At 69.9% G+C, this 17447-nt stretch carries 15 protein-coding genes; 9 read left to right on the top strand and 6 right to left on the bottom strand.

The genetic code is table 11. The annotated features are described in order from the left end of the window. Positions 1–8: 8 nt before the first annotated feature. Positions 9–749, top strand: coding sequence for an LON peptidase substrate-binding domain-containing protein (locus tag TN53_RS30100; protein ID WP_046261875.1), 741 nt, complete (start codon positions 9–11; stop codon positions 747–749). 13 nt (positions 750–762) lie between these two features. Then, positions 763–1260: a Cys-tRNA(Pro) deacylase gene (gene ybaK / locus TN53_RS30095; RefSeq protein ID WP_046261874.1), complete on the top strand. Its 498-nt coding sequence runs from the start codon at positions 763–765 to the stop codon at positions 1258–1260. A 409-nt stretch (positions 1261–1669) separates the two neighbouring features. Here ybaK and TN53_RS30090 read toward each other — a convergent pair whose 3' ends face one another. The 4 genes from TN53_RS30090 to TN53_RS30075 all read right to left on the bottom strand — a co-directional run bounded on the left by TN53_RS30090 (position 1670) and on the right by TN53_RS30075 (position 5597). Further along, on the bottom strand, positions 1670–2341 hold the full coding sequence (locus TN53_RS30090) for a hypothetical protein (protein ID WP_046261873.1): 672 nt from the start codon (positions 2339–2341) through the stop codon (positions 1670–1672). Positions 2342–2375: 34 nt separating this feature from the next. Further along, positions 2376–3197: an ABC transporter permease gene (locus tag TN53_RS30085; RefSeq protein WP_046261872.1), complete on the bottom strand. Its 822-nt coding sequence runs from the start codon at positions 3195–3197 to the stop codon at positions 2376–2378. A gap of 106 nt (positions 3198–3303) precedes the next feature. Beyond that, complete coding sequence (locus TN53_RS30080) at positions 3304–4278, bottom strand: ABC transporter ATP-binding protein (RefSeq protein WP_046261871.1); 975 nt, start codon at positions 4276–4278, stop codon at positions 3304–3306. A 107-nt stretch (positions 4279–4385) separates the two neighbouring features. Next, positions 4386–5597: an NYN domain-containing protein gene (locus tag TN53_RS30075; RefSeq protein WP_046261870.1), complete on the bottom strand. Its 1212-nt coding sequence runs from the start codon at positions 5595–5597 to the stop codon at positions 4386–4388. Between the two features lie 224 nt (positions 5598–5821). On the opposite strand from TN53_RS30075, the gene TN53_RS47950 reads away from it, so the two are divergent. Then, positions 5822–5986 carry a hypothetical protein gene (locus tag TN53_RS47950; RefSeq protein ID WP_095046809.1) on the top strand — a complete coding sequence of 55 codons (165 nt, stop codon included), beginning with the start codon at positions 5822–5824 and terminating at the stop codon, positions 5984–5986. A 78-nt stretch (positions 5987–6064) separates the two neighbouring features. Here the strand turns inward: TN53_RS47950 and dnaE are convergent, their stop codons facing one another. Further along, positions 6065–9604 (bottom strand): DNA polymerase III subunit alpha, encoded by a 3540-nt coding sequence (gene dnaE, locus TN53_RS30070; protein WP_046261869.1) that lies wholly within the window; start codon positions 9602–9604, stop codon positions 6065–6067. 201 nt (positions 9605–9805) lie between these two features. On the opposite strand from dnaE, the gene TN53_RS30065 reads away from it, so the two are divergent. From TN53_RS30065 to TN53_RS30045, 5 genes are all read left to right on the top strand, one after another. Continuing rightward, the gene (locus tag TN53_RS30065) at positions 9806–11131 is read left to right on the top strand and encodes a DUF2252 domain-containing protein (protein ID WP_046261868.1); all 1326 of its coding nucleotides are present in this window, start codon (positions 9806–9808) and stop codon (positions 11129–11131) included. Positions 11132–11222: 91 nt separating this feature from the next. Continuing rightward, positions 11223–11915 (top strand): hypothetical protein, encoded by a 693-nt coding sequence (locus TN53_RS30060; RefSeq protein WP_046261867.1) that lies wholly within the window; start codon positions 11223–11225, stop codon positions 11913–11915. Between the two features lie 79 nt (positions 11916–11994). Further along, positions 11995–12807, top strand: coding sequence for a thioredoxin domain-containing protein (locus TN53_RS30055; RefSeq protein WP_046261866.1), 813 nt, complete (start codon positions 11995–11997; stop codon positions 12805–12807). 79 nt (positions 12808–12886) lie between these two features. Further along, on the top strand, positions 12887–14542 hold the full coding sequence (locus tag TN53_RS30050) for an alkaline phosphatase D family protein (RefSeq protein WP_046261865.1): 1656 nt from the start codon (positions 12887–12889) through the stop codon (positions 14540–14542). A gap of 167 nt (positions 14543–14709) precedes the next feature. Beyond that, on the top strand, positions 14710–15699 hold the full coding sequence (locus TN53_RS30045; RefSeq protein ID WP_046261864.1) for a zinc metalloprotease: 990 nt from the start codon (positions 14710–14712) through the stop codon (positions 15697–15699). 2 nt (positions 15700–15701) lie between these two features. Here TN53_RS30045 and TN53_RS30040 read toward each other — a convergent pair whose 3' ends face one another. Beyond that, positions 15702–16271: a dienelactone hydrolase family protein gene (locus TN53_RS30040; protein ID WP_046261914.1), complete on the bottom strand. Its 570-nt coding sequence runs from the start codon at positions 16269–16271 to the stop codon at positions 15702–15704. 107 nt (positions 16272–16378) lie between these two features. On the opposite strand from TN53_RS30040, the gene TN53_RS30035 reads away from it, so the two are divergent. Continuing rightward, positions 16379–17447, top strand: a 1069-nt coding sequence (locus TN53_RS30035) for a mechanosensitive ion channel family protein (protein WP_046261863.1), incomplete at its 3' end; no start/stop codon positions are given.

Raw genomic sequence — 17447 nt, 5'->3', positions numbered from 1 at the left:
TCTGCGCCGTGACCACCGTCCGTCTTCCCCTCTTCCCCCTGAACTCGGTTCTGTTCCCGGGGCTGGTGCTGCCGCTGAACGTCTTCGAGGAGCGCTATCGCGCGATGATGCGCGAACTGCTCAAAACTCCCGAGGACGAATCGCGCCGCTTCGCCGTCGTGGCGATCCGTGACGGCCTCGAGGTCGCCACGAGCTCCCCGGGCATGCCCGACCCGACCGCCGTGCCCGAACGGGGGCCCGCGGCGGGCTTCGGCGCGGACCCGATCAAGGCGTTCCACGGCACCGGGTGTGTGGCCGACGCGGCGACGATCCGGGAGCGGGAGGACGGCACGTTCGAGGTGCTGGCGACGGGCACCAGGCGCGTGCGTCTGCTGTCGGTGGACGCCTCGGGCCCGTTTCTGACGGCGGAGCTGGAAGAGCTCCCGGAGGAGCCGGGCGAGGGGGCGGGCGCGCTGGCGGAGGGCGTCCTCAGGGCCTTCCGCCAGTACCAGAAGCGTCTGGCGGGCGCCCGTGAGCGCTCGCTCACGACGGGCTCGGAGCTGCCGGACGAACCCTCGGTGGTGTCCTACCTGGTGGCCGCGGCGATGATGCTGGACACCCCGACCAGGCAGCGCCTGCTCCAGGCTCCCGACTCCGCGTCCCGCCTGCGCGACGAGCTCAAACTCCTTCGCTCGGAGACGTCCATCATCCGTAACCTGCCGTCGTTGCCCGCGTCGGAACTGACGCGCGGTCCGACAAGTCTGAACTGAGCCGGGACCCTCAATGGCGAAGAAGTCCAAGAAGCAGTCGGGCGGCACGCCCGCGACGGTGGCGCTGACGGCGGCGGGCGTGGAGTACACGGTCCACGCCTACGACCACGATCCCGCGCACCCCTCGTACGGCGAGGAGGCGGCCGAGGCGATGGGCGTCTCCCCGGAGCGCGTCTTCAAGACCCTGGTGGCCGACGTCGACGGCGCCCTGACGGTGGCGGTGGTCCCGGTCGCCGGCCAGCTGGACCTGAAGGCGCTGGCCACGGCCGTCGGCGGCAAGCGCGCCGCCATGGCCGACCCGGCCCTGGCCGAACGCACCACGGGCTACGTCCGGGGCGGTATCTCCCCGCTGGGCCAGCGCAAGAAGCTCCCGACGGTCCTGGACGCCTCGGCCTCGGCCCACCCCACGATCTGCGTCTCGGCGGGCCGCAGAGGCCTGGAGGTCGAACTCACCCCCGAGTCCCTCTCCGAACTGACCGCGGCGATCCTGGCCCCCATCGGCCGCGCCTGACCCCTCGACGCGGCCGAGTTCCTCGGCTAAGCACGAGGGGCATGTCGAAGAAAACGCGAAAGCGAAAGTGGCGCGTCAAAAAGGGCCGGGCAAACCACGGCAGGCGACCGGCATAGACCTCGTTCCGGTCGCGTGCGCTTCTCAAGACCGGTCCAGGCAATCTCAGCCCGTCCGCCGTGTGAGGACGGGGTTTGCCGTCCCCATCCCCCACCCACCCGCTGAAGGCTTCGCCTCTCAACACCGGTCGAGGCATCTCAGCCCGTCCGGCGTCTGAGGACGAGGCCCGTTGAGGGCCGACAGCGGGGGTCTGGGGGCGCAGCCCCCAGTGGGGGTCCCCCCTCTGGGGGAGGGACGGGTAGGGGCGGCGGGGGCGAAGAAACCCCCGCCGCGACCACCGCCCACCGAAGCCCTACACCGACGGCGCCCCATGAGGCCCGTACGGCCCCTGCTGCGGATACGGCTCAGGATCCCGCGGCCCGAACAGCCCCGTGAGCCCCAGATGCACCACCAGCGCCGCGAGCGGCCACGCCAGCCACGCCCCCTTCGCCTCCAGCTTCAACGGCGCCGAGAAGGTGACCCCCTTGCCCACGGACTTCGCATGGGCGATCACATCCTGCGCGGGCCCGAGCCAGATCCCGACCCGCCAGGCCAGCAGCGACCCGAGGAACGCCCCGACACCCAGCGCCACGACCAGCGGCACACCACCGCGCCGCCGCACCAGGAACACCACGAGCGCGCTCACGAGGCCGAACGCCAGCCCCAGCAGAGTGAACGTTCCGTCGACCCCGATCGCCTGCTCCCCCTCGGTGTCCCCGAGGTAGACGACCCAGCTCTTGTCGACGACGTCCCCGACCAGCGGCACATGCGGCGCCAGCCACCACCACAACACCCCGAGCAGCACCCCACCGAGCGCCACGGCGAGGGCGACGACAACGGCCTCGCGCACTTCGGTCGCCATTCCGGGACCGTCGTAGGCGGCCTCATGGGACGCGGGAGCCACGTACCCGGCGGCAGGCGACTGCCACGCGGCGTGCGGGGGCTGTTCGTGCGGCGGCGGGGGCGGAGTCAACGGTGCGGTCACCCTGACATCGTGCCAGGCCCGCCTGTGCGGCGCGTCACCGGACGGCCGCCCGACGGTACGCCCAGGTGGCGACGGCCAGCGACACGACCCCCACGACCCCGCACACGGCGAGGTCACCGAGCACGAACGCCCAGTCGGGATGCGGCCCGAACGTCCGCGCGAACGCCTCCACGCCGTACGTCGACGGCAGCAGATCCCGCAGGAACCGCACCGCCTCCGGCATCCGGTCGGCCGGCAGCACCCCGAGCAGCAGTGCCGCGGACATCCCCAACTGCCCGAGCACCGTGGCCAGTTCCGGCCGCGGCGCGAGCAGCCCGAAGGCCGCCCCCAGCCCCGCGAGTGCGGCACCCGCCAGCGGGATCACGGCGACGAGCACCCACAGATGCGCCAGCGGCAGCCCGAACAGCACACACCCGAACACCGCGGTCACCGCGGTCCCCGGCACAGTGAAGGAGGCGTACGCCCCCGCGGCCCCTAGCACCACGGCGGCCGGCGGCACCGGCAGCGTGGCGTAGTGGTCGAGCCCACCGCTGGCCCGCAGCTGTCCGAAGTACTGCGCGAGCAGGTTCAGCGCGACGAAGGCCACGACGAGCACCGACGACCCCGCGACCACGGCCTGTGCCTCGGCCCCGCCGTCCACGACCCCGCGCATGAGGACCATGATCCCGACCGACTGGAAGGTCGCCACGAACAGCAGCGGGATGCGCGCCACCCGCGCACGGGACAGCTGCGCCCGGTACACGGCTACGAGCGACGGCCACAGCCGCGCACGCGGCCCGAGCTCGGCCGCGCCGCGGGACGTCTCCTCGACGGCCCGGGCGCTGCCGGGCAGAACCTCGGCGGGTACGACACTCACGTGGCGCTGCTCCCTCTCACAGACGGGTTCACTCCGGCGTTCGTCCTGTTCCGTACGGATGCTACGACCCGCGCGCTCAAGCCCGGCTCAAGGTCCCGCATCGTGCTCACGCCTTCACCAGCCCCTGCTGCGCCGCCCCGCCGAGCGCCAGATAGACGTCCTCCAGGCTCGGCGTGGCCAGGGTGAAGTCGTCGAGGGCGGCGAAGGCCGCTCCCCCGGTCACCGTCGCGACGACCGCCCGCGCCTCCTCGGGCGCGAGCCGCAGCGTCCAGCGGCGCCCGGAGGCGACGGCCCGGTCCTGGAGCGCGGCGACCTCGGGGACGTGCAGCGGAGCGGCCTCGCGCCATACGAGGTCGACCCGGACCTCCCCGGCGACCTGCTCCTTGAGTCCGACGGGGGTGTCGCAGGCGATCACCTTGCCCTGGTCGAGGACGGCGACCCGGTCGAGGACGGTCTCGGCCTCGATGACGTTGTGGGTGACGAGCAGCACGGTCGTCCCGCGCTCGGCCCGCCGCCGGTCCACGGCGGACCAGACGGCCCGCCGCGCGACGGGGTCCATCGCGGTGGTCGGCTCGTCGAGCACCAGCAGCGGCCGCTCTCCGACCAGCGCGGAGGCGAAGCACGCCAGCCGCCGCTGGCCACCGGAGAGCTTGTTGATGGCCCGTCCGGCGAGCGGTGTGAGCCCCAGTTCATCGAGTACGGCGTCCCGCTCGGCCCGCGCCGCCCGCGCCTCGAGTCCGCGCAGTCGCCCGGTGGTCTCGGCGGCGAGCGAGACGGTCAGTTCGTCCAGGGCGGTGGACTCCTGGCCGAGGTAGGCGAGGATCCGCGCGGCCCGCTCCGGGTGCCGCACGATGTCGTGGCCGAGGATCTCGACGCTGCCGCGGTCGGGCCGCATCAGCCCGGTGAGCTGCCGTACGAGGGTGGACTTGCCGGCGCCGTTCGGCCCAAGGAGTCCGAAGATCTCGCCGCGCCGGATGTCGAGCCGCACATCGTCGGTGGCACGCACCTCGGGGGTCGCGGGAACCCCGCGCCGGCCGCGTACCGCCCGATAGGTCTTGGTCAGCCCGCGCACCGCGCACACGACATCGTCACCGTGCCGAAGTGCCTGTGCCGCGCGCGTACTCACAAGGGACGAGAGTACGGGGTCGACAAGCTCCGCTCGCCCTTGGGGGCGGCGTATGTGCCGTTTCACTCCCCCGCGGGAGCGTGCTCGGCGGCGGTCCGTACGTCGATCTCGCGCCAGAACCCGGCACGGATGGCGTAGCGGTCGTGCTCGTCGATCTGGTCGTCCTTGTGGGCGAGCAGTCCGAACCGGGCGGCGTACCGCAGCAGCTCACCGTCGATCCGGTGCGGGACGCGCGGATACATGCCCGAGAGCTTCTGCAGATGGCCCTGGTCGCCCAGCCGCTCCATCCAGCGCCGCGCGAAGACCTGCCCCACCTCGTAGGGATCGCCGCCGACGGTGGTGATGTCCTCCTCGCGGTCCGCCCATCGCTGCTCGGCGCTCGTCAGCTGGGCGAGGGTGGGCATGGAGGCGACCTCGGGCGGCTCGGCGACGCCGCCGGGGCGGTCGACCCAGCCCTTGTCGGAGGACCAGCGCAGGGTCGCGTTCGCGGGTTGCTGCGGCTGGGCACCGGGACCGCGCAGGGCGGCCAGGTCCTTGGGGGTGGGCACGCCCTTGGGCGCTGGCACTCGCTCCTGGGTGCCGTTCTCCGAGGCGGCGGGGGCGTGGTCGCTGTCGTCGGCGGATCGTTCGGCCGCCGCGGCGAGTGCGGAGTCGGGCAGCGGCGCGGACAGGATCGCGGCGATCTCGGGACGCGGCGCGGGCGGTGGCGCGCAGATCCCGCCGAGGTCCTTGGCGCGTACGGCCTTGGTGATCCACGTACGGTCCAGGACGCGCCGTTCGTCGGCCTCGGCGACGAGGTCCTCGGACTGGTTGTAGTCCCCGTCGGCGGCCTGGACGGCCCACAGGTGTACGGCGACGCCGTGCTCCTTGGCGGCCATCATGCCCGGCAGCAGGTCACCGTCGCCGGTGACGAGGACGATGTCGGAGCAGGCGCGGTTGCGGGCCAGCTCGGTGAGTTCGGCGTGCATGGCCGCATCGACGCCCTTCTGCGCCCAGCGTCCGTCGCTGCGGGTCAGGGCGCCCAGCCGGACGGTGACGCGGGGCATCACACGCAGCCTGCGGTGCTCGGGCTGGGGGACGCGGTCGGGGGCGCCGTCGAACCAGTAGATGCGCAGCAGGGGCCGCTCGGTGTCCGACTCGGCGCGTTCGCGCAGGCCCTGGATGAGGGCGGTGTGATCGACGGTGATCCGGGATCGCGAGGGTTCCCCGGCAAGGAGGGAGGCGGCGGCGCCCAGCAGATACCCGGCGTCCACCAGGACGATGCATCGGTCCACGCGACTCACCCTCTTCCGAGGCGGTTTACTTCGGACTTCCTTCGAGTCTGCCCGACCGCGCGGAGGTTAACGGCCGGAACTCGATCTTCGGCGTGGCGTTTCGGAACATCACAGGGCGACAAGCCCTGTCACAGACGGTAATTATCCGAAATGCGTTCTTTGTCAGCGTATGTGAATCTGGTCCCGGCCCTGGCCCCTAGATCCCCCTCAGGAGGCAGATCACCATGGCCAAGAACAAGAACCGTGACCGCAAGCAGCCGCAGTCCGAGCGTGGTCAGCAGGAGGCCCAGCAGTCCTCGATGGAGGCGCAGGCCGAGCAGCGCATGACCCAGGCGACTCCGGGTGACATGGCCCGCAAGGGCAAGCAGAAGCGCTTCGGTCACAACTGACATCTTCATAACGGGTCGTTGAGACCCAGGCACACAGAGAGGGCGTACCCGTGCACGGGTACGCCCTCTCGACATGTCCTATCCCGCCAGGCAGGACGGGCCGAGCAGCACCTTCAAGTCGCCGAAGAGCGCCGGGTCCGGCTTCACCCGGTGCCGGTCGAGGCGCAGGACCGTGGTCTTCGTCGGGCCCTGGAGTTTGATCCGGACCTCGCTCTCGCCCTTGTGGTGAGTGAGGATCTCGCCGAGGCGGCTGATCATCGGCGGGGTGACCCTGGTGGCCGGGATGGTGAGGATCACGGGCGCGTTGGTGCCCGCGTTGGACAGGTCAGGGACCTGGAGTTCCATCGCCACCAGCCGGGGCACGTCCTCGCGCTTGTCGAGGCGGCCCTTGACGAACACCACGGCGTCCTCGACGAGTTGGGTCGAGACGAGCTGGTAGGTCGCCGGGAAGAACATGCACTCGATGGAGCCGGCGAGGTCCTCGACGGTGGCGATCGCCCAGGCGTTGCCCTGCTTGGTCATCTTGCGCTGCAGGCCCGAGATGATGCCGCCGATGGTGACGACCGCGCCGTCCGCGTGCTCACCTCCGGTGAGCTGGGCGATGCCCGCGTCGGCCTTGTCGGACAGCACGTGCTCCAGGCCGAAGAGCGGGTGGTCGGAGACGTACAGGCCGAGCATCTCCCGCTCCTGGGCGAGCAGATACGCCTTGTCCCACTCGTCGGTGGTGAACTCCACGTCGAGTCCGAAGCCGGGCTCGCTGGTCTCCTCCTCGCCCATCCCGCCGAAGAGGTCGAACTGGCCCTCGGCCTCCTTGCGCTTGACCTGCACGACGTTGTCGATCATCGGCTCGAAGTGTGCGGTGAGGCCCTTGCGGGTGTGCCCCATGGTGTCGAAGGCGCCCGCCTTGATCAGCGACTCCGTGGTGCGCTTGTTGCAGGCGACCGCCTCGACCTTGTCGAGGTAGTCGGGGAAGGAGGCGTACTTCCCCTTGGCCTTGCGGCTCCTGATGATCGACTCGACCACGTTCGTACCGACGTTGCGCACGGCTTCGAGGCCGAAGAGGATCACGTCGTCGCCCTGGGCGGCGAAGTTGTGCACCGACTCGTTCACGTTCGGCGGGAGCACCTTGATGCCCATGCGTCGGCACTCGTTGAGGTAGACGGCCGACTTGTCCTTGTCGTCCTTGACGGAGGTGAGCAGTCCGGCCATGTACTCGGCGGGGTGGTTGGCCTTGAGGTAGGCGGTCCAGTACGAAACCAGGCCGTACGCGGCCGAGTGCGCCTTGTTGAAGGCGTAGCCGGCGAAGGGGACAAGGACGTCCCACAGGGCCTGGATGGCCTCGTCGCTGTAGCCGTTCTTCCGGGCGCCCTGCTGGAAGAGGACGAAGTTCTTCGCCAGTTCGTCGGGCTTCTTCTTGCCCATCACCCGGCGCAGGATGTCGGCCTCGCCGAGCGAGTACCCGGCGATGATCTGGGCGGCCTTCTGCACCTGCTCCTGGTAGACGATCAGGCCGTAGGTGACCGCGAGGACCTCTTCGAGGGGCTCCTCGAGCTCCTTGTGGATCGGGGTGATCTCCTGGAGCTTGTTCTTGCGCAGCGCGTAGTTGGTGTGCGAGTCCATGCCCATCGGGCCCGGACGGTAGAGCGCCGAGACGGCGGAGATGTCCTCGAAGTTGTCGGGCTTCATCAGACGCAGCAGCGAGCGCATGGGGCCGCCGTCGAACTGGAAGACGCCGAGGGTCTCACCGCGCTGGAGCAGTTCGAAGGTCTTGGGGTCGTCGAGCGGCAGGGCCAGCAGGTCGAGGTCGATGCCCTTGTTGGACTTCACCATCTTGACGGCGTCGTCCATGATCGTCAGGTTGCGCAGGCCGAGGAAGTCCATCTTCAGCAGGCCGAGCGACTCGCACTGCGGGTAGTCCCACTGCGTGATGGTCACACCGTCCGTGTGCCGCACCCAGATCGGGGCGTGGTCGACGATGGGCTCGCTGGACATGATCACGCCGGCGGCGTGCACGCCCATCTGCCGGACCAGGCCCTCGACGCCCTTGGCGGTGTCGATGACCTTCTTCACGTCCGGCTCGTTCTCGTACATCGCCCGGATCTCGCCGGCCTCGCTGTAGCGCGGGTGCGAGGGATCGGTGATGCCGTTGAGGTCGATGCCCTTGCCGAGGACGTCGGCGGGCATGGCCTTGGTGAGGCGGTCGCCCATGGCGTACGGGTAGCCCAGCACGCGCGCGGAGTCCTTGATCGCGTTCTTCGCCTTGATCTTGCCGTAGGTGCCGATCATGGCGACCTTGTCGGCGCCGTACTTCTCCGTCACGTACCTGATCACCTCGACGCGCCTGCGCTCGTCGAAGTCGATGTCGACATCGGGCATGGAGACACGCTCGGGGTTGAGGAACCGCTCGAAGATCAGGCCGTGCGGGATCGGGTCGAGGTCGGTGATGCCCATGGCGTAGGCGACGATCGAGCCGGCCGCGGAGCCTCGGCCCGGGCCGACCGCGATGCCGTTCTTCTTGGCCCACATGATGAAGTCGGCGACCACGAGGAAGTAGCCGGGGAACCCCATCTGGATGATGACGTCCATCTCGTACTCGACCTGCTTCTGCCGGTCGTCGGGGACGCCGCCCGGGAAGCGGCGGTCCATCCCCCGGCGGACCTCCTCCTTGAACCAGGTGACCTCGGTGAAGCCCTCGGGGATGTCGAACTTCGGCATGAGGTTCCTCGCCTCGAACATGCCGGAGGTGTCGATCTGCTCGGCGACCAGGAGCGTGTTGGCGCAGCCCTGCTGCCAGGCGTCCGAGGAGTCGACGGCGTACATCTCGTCCGTGGACTTCAGGTAGTAGCCGGTGCCGTCGAAGCGGAAGCGGTCCGGGTCGGAGAGGTTCTTGCCGGTCTGGATGCACAGCAGGGCGTCGTGCGCGGTCGCCTCGTGCGCGTACGTGTAGTGCGAGTCGTTCGTCACCAGCGGCGGGATGCCGAGCTTCTTGCCGATGTCGAGGAGGCCGTCGCGGACCCGGCGCTCGATCTCGATGCCGTGGTCCATCAGCTCCAGGAAGTAGCGGTCCTTGCCGAAGATGTCCTGGTACTCGGAGGCCGCCTTCAGCGCCTCGTCGAACTGGCCCAGGCGCAGGCGGGTCTGGAGCTCGCCGGAGGGGCAGCCGGTGGAGGCGATGAGGCCCTCGGACCACTGGGAGATGGTCTCCTTGTCCATCCGGGGCCACTTCTGCAGCCAGCCCTCGGCGTACGCGTCCGAGGACAGCTTGAAGAGGTTGTGCAGGCCGGTCGAGTTGGCCGCCCAGATCGTCTTGTGGGTGTAACCACCCGAACCGGAGACGTCGTCCCGCTTCTGGTGCGGCTGGCCCCACTGGATCTTGCGCTTGTTGCGCCGGGACTCGGGGGCGACATAGGCCTCGATACCGATGATCGGGGTGACCCCGGCCTTCTTCGCGGTGTGGAAGAAGTCGTACGCCCCGTGGAGGTTGCCGTGGTCGGACATGGCGATATGGGTCATGCCCATCTCGTTGCACGCGTTGAACATGTCCTTGAGCCGCGCGGCACCGTCCAGCAGCGAGTACTGGGTGTGGACGTGCAGGTGCGTGAACGGCGGCTTTGACACGGTTCGGCCTCCAAGGAAAACGGTCGGCGACAGGCTGGCGGACAGTCTGGGGGACAGCGCCGAAGTCTATGCCTCGGCACTGACACTCCGGGGCCTGCCCCGCGTACCTTCACAGCGAGGGACCGCGGGCACTTTCGTGCGGCCCCGCCCGTTGAGACGACAGAAACGCTGTCGTACACATGCACCAGGAGGCACCCAGCGATGTCGGTACCGCAGCTCAACGACGAGCCTCGCGGCGAGGAGATTCTCGCTGTCTTCGACACCGCCTTCGGCGAGCTCCTGGCCGCCGACCCGGCCGCGTTCCGGGTGAAGTTCCGGAAGATGGCGGCCTCGGCGTTCGCGTTCTACCGGGGTACGGCCTGCCTGTTCTACAACGACCTCGACTCGGACAAGCGGGGCGGCCCGTACCTGGACGAGCGCACCTCGCGCGTGTGGATCCACGGCGACCTGCACGCCGAGAACTTCGGCACGTACATGGACTCCACCGGCCGGCTGATCTTCAACGTCAACGACTTCGACGAGGCGTACGTCGGCCCCTTCACCTGGGACCTCAAGCGCTTCTCCGCCTCGATCGCCCTCATCGGGTACGCGAAGGCGCTCAGCGACGATCAGATCACCGAGCTCGTCAAGGTCTACGCGGCCGCCTACCGCGAGCGGATCCACGCCCTGGCCACCGGCGCGAAGAGCGACGAGGTGCCGCCCTTCACCCTGGACACCGCCGAGGGCCCGCTCCTGGACGCGCTGCGCGACGCCCGCTCGCTGACCCGCTTCAGCCTGCTGGACTCGATGACCGAGATCCGCGACTTCGAGCGCCGCTTCGCGCCGGGCGGCGGCTCCATCGAGCTGGACGCGGCCACCCGCTACAAGGTGCTCGCCGCCTTCGACGGCTACCTGGAGACGCTGCCGGAGACCTCGCTGACCCGCCCGGACTCGTACCGGGTGAAGGACGTGGTCGGCCGCCGCGGCATCGGCATCGGCTCGGCCGGTCTGCCGTCGTACAACATCCTCCTGGAGGGCCACAGCGACGCCCTCGAGAACGATGTGGTGATCTACATCAAGCAGGCCCAGACCCCGGCCGTCTCCCGGCACATCACCGACCCGGCGATCCGTGACTACTTCCAGCACGAGGGCCACCGCACGGTGCTCTCGCAGCGCGCCCTGCAGCAGCACGCCGACCCGTGGCTGGGCTGGACCGAGCTGGACGGCTCGGGTCAGCTGGTCGCGGAGGTCTCGCCGTACGCCGTCGACCTGGACTGGGGCGACATCGACGACCCGGAGGAGATCGCGGCGGTCGTCGCCGACCTCGGCCGGGCCACCGCCACCATGCACGGGGCGGCGGACGACCAGTCCGGCGAGTCCCTGGTGCCCTTCTCGACCGAGCGGGCCATCGACGCGGCCATCGCGGCCGACGAGGACGGCTTCGCGGACCTGCTAGTCTCCTTCGCCCACGACTACGGCGCACGCGCCCGTACCGACCACCAGATCTTCGTGGACCTGTTCCGCAACGGCCGCATTCCGGGCCTGTAGCCCGGATTCCTGTGGGATCCATAACGATGGGGTCGCTCACAGGGACCTTTTAGGGGTCCCTTACAGGGCCGCGTGACAGACTCTCTGCGCTATGGACATATCCGGGACCCGACTGCGAGCGCTCCGCGCGGCGCTGTTCACGGCACTCGTCGTGACACTCAGCACCGCGTCGCACGTGCTGCTGTCCCGGGTCCCGCTGCCGCTGAACACGGTGGCCCTCGTCGCGGCCGCCGTGTTCGTCCTCGCCTACGCCCTGGCCGGCCGCGAGCGGAGCTTCGGGCGGATCGCCGCCCTGCTGGTGCCGCTGGAGCTGGCCGCCGACACCGTCTTCACCGCCGGCCAGCACGTCTGTTACGGCGCGGCGGGCGGACCGGTCACCGGTCCGCTGCGCTCGGTCGGCTGGGACGTGTTCTGCGGTGACGGCAGCAGCGTCGGCAGCCCGCTGGCCCGTGTGACCGGCGCCGACACCGACCGCCTCGCGGGCGCTCTCGCCCACGCCGACCCGCAGGCCGCCTGGCTGCTGCTCGGCGCGCACATCGGCGTCGGCCTCCTCGCCGCCGCCTGGCTGCGCCGCGGCGAGCGCGCCCTGGCCCAGCTGGTCGGCGCGGTGACGGCGACCTCGTTCCGGCCGCTCCTGCTGGCCGTAGCCGCGGTGGCGGTACGACGGACCCCGGCGACCCGCGCCCCGCGGCACCCCGGTCGTCGTACGGCCGTCGTCCGCGACCGGATTCTCGTGCACTCCCTGGGACGGCGTGGACCGCCGTGCTCGGTCGCTTTCGCCTGACCGAACAGCACCCGAGCACCACCAGTCCCCCATGCATCCCCGCACACGAGGTGTGCGCGTCCTCTTACGGAGATCACCCATGAGCAAGCGGAACAGCCAGGCGTCGAAGACGGCGGCCCGTGAGCGGCTGCGCCAGGAGCGCGAGCGCCAAGCCAAGCGCGACAAGGTCAAGCGGCAGGTCATCGTCGCCTGTTCCCTCGTCGGCGTCCTCGCGATAGCCGGCGGCATCAGCTACGCGGTCGTCCAGGGCAACAAGCCGGACTACTGGGAGGCCGCGAAGGACGACAAGCTCGTCGAGCCGGCCAACACCACCGGCACGAACGGCACGACCGTCACCATCGGCAAGAGCACCGCCAAGAAGACCCTCGTCATGTACGAGGACCCGCGCTGCCCCGTCTGCGCCTCGTTCGAGCAGACCGTCGGCTCGACCGTGGACAAGGACGTCGAGGACGGCAAGTTCAAGATCCAGTACGTCGGCGCCACCTTCCTCGACAACGGCCTGGGCGGCGAGGGCTCGAAGAACGGGCTCAGCGCGCTCGGCGCGGCGCTCAATGTCAGCCCCGAGGCCTTCCTCGAGTACAAGACCGCGATGTACTCGACGAAGTGGCACCCGGAGGAGTCCGACGACAAGTTCAAGGACGACGCCTACCTCATCGAGATCGCGAACACGGTCGACGCCCTGAAGAACAACAAGACGTTCCAGAACGCCGTGAAGAACGGCACCTACGACAAGTGGGCGCTGGAGATGTCCAAGACGTTCGACGACAGCGGGGTGACCGGCACCCCGACGCTGAAGATGGACGGCAAGGCGCTGACCGGTTCCGACGGCAAGAACGCGCCGATGACGGTGGCCGACTTCAACACGGCGCTCGAGGCGGCCCTCAAGGCCTGACCGACCGTCATCCGAAGAGCGGGCGAACTTTTACCGGTTCGCCCGCTCTCGTTCATACCGATCAGTAACCTGATCGGTCGTGACCAGTAGATTCAGAGCATCCGAGCATCTCAACTCCCTGTCACCGCGCCGCCGTACGGTGGTCAAAGCCGCCGCCGGCGCGGTACTGGCCGGCCCCCTCGCCGCCGCGATCCCGGCCCGCGCCGCCGAGGCCCCCGCCTTCCTGCACGGTCTCGCCTCCGGCGACCCGCTCCCGAACGGCGTCCTGCTGTGGACCCGGGTGACGCCCACCGCCGAGGCGATACCCGGCTCCGGGCTCGGCCCGGACACCGAGGTCGGCTGGGTCGTCGCCAAGGACAAGGCGTTCACGAACGTCGTCGCCAAGGGCACCACGACCGCGACCGCCGCCACCGACCACACCGTCAAGGCCGACATCCGCGGCCTGGAACCGGCCACCGACTACTGGTTCCGCTTCTCCGCGGGCGGCGCCGACTCCCCGGCGGCGCGCACCCGCACCGCGCCGGCGGCGGACGCGGCCGTGACGAACCTCCGCTTCGGCGTGGTCTCCTGCGCCAACTGGGAGGCCGGCTACTTCTCCTCGTACCGCCATCTCGCGGCCCGCGGCGACCTGGACGCCTGGCTGCACCTGGGCGACTACATCTACGAGTACGGCACCGGCGAGTACGGGACGCGCGATACCGTCGTCCGCCCGCACGCGCCGACCCACGAGATCCTCTCGCTGGCCGACTACCGCACCCGGCACGGCCGTTACAAGACCGACCCGGACCTTCAGGCGCTCCACGCGGCCGCTCCGGTCATCGCCATCTGGGACGACCACGAGTTCGCCAACGACGCCTGGTCGGGCGGCGCCGAGAACCACACCGAGGGCACGGAGGGCGCCTGGGCCGCGCGTCAGGCCGCCGCCAAGCAGGCCTACTTCGAGTGGATGCCGGTGCGCACGGCGATCGCCGGCACCACTTACCGGCGGCTGCGCTTCGGCAAGCTCGTCGACCTGTCGCTCCTCGACCTGCGCTCGTTCCGCTCGCAGCAGGTGGCCGTCGGCAACGGCTCGGTCGACGACCCGGACCGTACGCTCACCGGGCGCGCCCAGCTCGAATGGCTGAAGGCGGGGCTGAAGTCCTCCGACACCACCTGGCGGCTGGTCGGCAACTCCGTGATGATCTCGCCGTTCGCGATCGGCTCGCTCTCCGCGGACCTCCTCAAACCGCTCGCCGAGCTGCTGGGCCTGCCGAAGGAGGGACTCGCCCTCAACACCGACCAGTGGGACGGCTACACGGACGACCGCCGCGAGCTCCTCGCCCATCTGCGCTCCCACGCGATCCGCAACACCGTGTTCCTGACCGGCGACATCCACATGGCGTGGGCCAACGACGTGCCGGTGAACGCCGGGACGTACCCGCTGTCCGCCTCGGCCGCCACGGAGTTCGTCGTCACCTCGGTGACCTCCGACAACCTCGACGACATCCTCAAGGTCCCCGAGGGCACGGTCACCGCGCTCGCGGCGCCGATCATCCAGCTCGCCAACCGACACGTCCACTGGGTCGACACGGACCGCCACGGATACGGCGTCCTGGACATCACCGCCGAGCGGGCGCAGATGGACTACTACGTGGTGTCCGACAGGACGAAGGCGAACGCGACCTCGTCCTGGGCCCGTTCGTACCGCACGCGCAGCGGCACGCAGAAGGTCGAGCGGACGTACGACCCCGTGTAAGTCACCTTTTGGCCAACGGCGGGTGGTGCGGGCCGCGTTCGTCCACGCGAGCGCCACTCGCCCGGTCAGAAGGCATTTACAGGCTGAGCATGTACACGTAATCTCCCGGGCGGCGGCCAGGAAGACCCCTGCGTCCGCTCTCCCCGACGCATCAGCTAGGAGCCAGCATGCGTGTGCTTGCCCGGATATCTCCCCTTATGCGCAGACGCCTTCTCGGCACGGCCGTTGTGGCCGGAACCCTGATGCTCACTCCCCTGTCGGCACCCACCGGAGTCGCGGCGGCCCAGGCTCCGGCCGCCGACTGCGCCGACACGGACACCCACACCGCGGCCCGCGAGGCCCGCCCCGCGCACGGCGGGACCGTCGCCGAACCCAACGAGATCAGCGCCGCGAAGGCCCAGTCGATGGACGCCGACCTCAGGCAGAAGCTCGACAAGCTGCCGTCCTCCGGCAGCCGCAGCCTCGCCGCGGCCGCCTCGACGACCATCCCGGTGTACTTCCACGTCATCCACGACGGGGCGACCGGCCGGCTCAGCTCCTCCGACATCAGCGCCCAGCTGAACGTCCTGAACGCGGCCTACGCCGGCCAGGGCACCGGGAACGTCGACTCCGGCTACCGGTTCACGCTGGCCGGCACCGACTACAGCGACAACGCGACCTGGTACAACGTCGGTTACGGCTCCACGGCGGAGAAGGCGATGAAGACCGCCCTGCGCAAGGGCGGCGCGAACGCGCTCAACGTCTACACCGCCAACCTCGGCGACGACCTCCTCGGCTGGGCCACCTTCCCCAGCTCCTACAAGTCCAGCCCCTCCATGGACGGCGTCGTCCTCCTCGACGAGTCCCTGCCCGGCGGTTCGGCCACCCACTACGACAAGGGCGACACCGCGACCCACGAGGTCGGCCACTGGATGGGGCTGTACCACACCTTCCAGGGCGGCTGTAACGGCAAGGGCGACTACGTCGACGACACCCCGGCCGAGAAGAGCGCCGCCTACGAGTGCCCGGTCGGCCGCGACACCTGCACCAACAAGACGGGTGTCGACCCGATCCACAACTTCATGGACTACACGTACGACGACTGCATGTACCAGTTCACCTCGGGTCAGGTGACGCGGATGCAGCAGAACTGGGCCGCCTACCGCGCCGCGGGCTGACCCTAGAGGGATTCCAGGAAGCCGAGCGCCACCCGCCACGTGGCCTCGGCGGCCTCCTCGTCGTAGTCCGGAAGGTCGGGGTCGGTGTAGAGGTGGCCGGCCCCGGCGTATCTGTACACCTCGACGTCCGCGCCGACCCGGCCCATCTGCAGATACCAGGAGCTCAGCCAGTCGTCGGTCTCGAACTGGTCGGGCTCGGCCACATGCAGCTGGACGGGCAGGTCGTCCGCGGACGCGTTGGCCGCGATGTCCGAGGTCCCGTGCAGAAGCAGCAGCCCGCGCGCCTTGTCGTCACCGAGCGCGAGGGTCTGCGCGACGGAGGCGCCGAACGAGAAGCCGGCGTACACCAGGCCCCGCTCCGAGTAGGGCGCGGCGGCCAGCACGGCCCGCTTGAGCAGCTCGTCCTTGCCGATCCGCTCCTTGAACTCCATGCCCTCCTCGACCGTCTCGAACGTATGCCCCTCGAAGAGGTCCGGCGTCCACACCGCGTGCCCGGCGGAGCGCAGCCGGTCGGCGGCCTGGCGCACCGCGGGCCTCAGGCCGTAGGTCGAGTGAAAGAGCATGATGTTCATGAGGCCATGGTGCCAGCCGGGTACGACAGTGCCGTTCCACGGCCGTACCCACATCGCCGCCGAAGTCACATGTTCATGTCCGCCCCGGGCCGGTTAGGTTCGGGGACATGGAGAACGTACTCCGCCCGCTGATCGTGATCGGTGGCTCGGTTCTGCTCACGCTGGTCATCGGCTGGGCCACGGACCTGCTGCTGCGCAAGGCCGACGCGCGACACCACGAGACCCCGATGTGGGGTCTGCTGCGCCGTGGCCGCATCCCCTACCAACTGGTGATCTGCGCGGCCCTGCTCAGAGGCTCGTACGACGAGGCACGGCTGCTGCGGGAGCACCGGGTCGGCATCGGACAGGCGCTGACGCTGGTACTGATCGGGGCGACGGCCTGGCTGGTGATCCGGATCGCGAGCGCGGTCGTCGAGACGACGTACACGCGCTACGCGCGCGCCAGCCGTGACCCCGCCCGGGTCCGCCGGGTGCGCACCCAGGTGACGCTGATCACGCGGGTGGTCGCCGCGGTCGTCGGTGTGGTCGCGGTCGCCGCGATGCTGCTGACGTTCCCGCCGATGCGCGCGGCCGGCGCCTCGCTGCTGGCCTCGGCCGGCATCCTCGGCATCGTCGCCGGTGTCGCGGCGCAGTCCACGCTGAGCAACATGTTCGCGGGTCTGCAGATCGCGTTCGGCGACATGGTGCGTATAGGGGACACGGTCGTGGTGGACGGCGAGTGGGGCACGGTCGAGGAGATCACGCTGACCTTCCTGACCGTGCGGACGTGGGACGAGCGCCGGATCACGATGCCCGTCTCCTACTTCACGTCCAAGCCGTTCGAGAACTGGTCGCGCGGCGGTGCCCAGATGACCGGCATCGTCTACTGGCATCTGGACCACTCGGCGCCGATGGAGGCGATGCGCGAGAAACTCCGCGACATCCTCCGCGAATGCCCCGCCTGGGACGGCCGCGCCTGCGACCTGACCGTCACGGACTCCACCCCGAACACCATGCAGGTGCGGGCCCTGGTGACCGCCAAGGACGCGGACGACATCTGGACGGTCCGGGTCACGGTCCGCGAGCACATGATCCAGTGGCTGTCCGAACAGCACCCGCACGCCCTGCCCCGCGTCAACACGGCGGACGCGTCCCTGCCACCGGGCACCAACGGCAGCCGCCCGCCCCCCTCCCCGG

Origin of the sequence: Streptomyces sp. WM6386 (assembly GCF_000972385.1) — a bacterium.
In the GTDB taxonomy this organism is placed as follows: Bacteria; Actinomycetota; Actinomycetes; order Streptomycetales; family Streptomycetaceae; genus Streptomyces.
The sequence above is the reverse complement of the archived record's forward strand: the minus strand, read 5'-3'. Positions and strand labels throughout refer to the sequence as shown.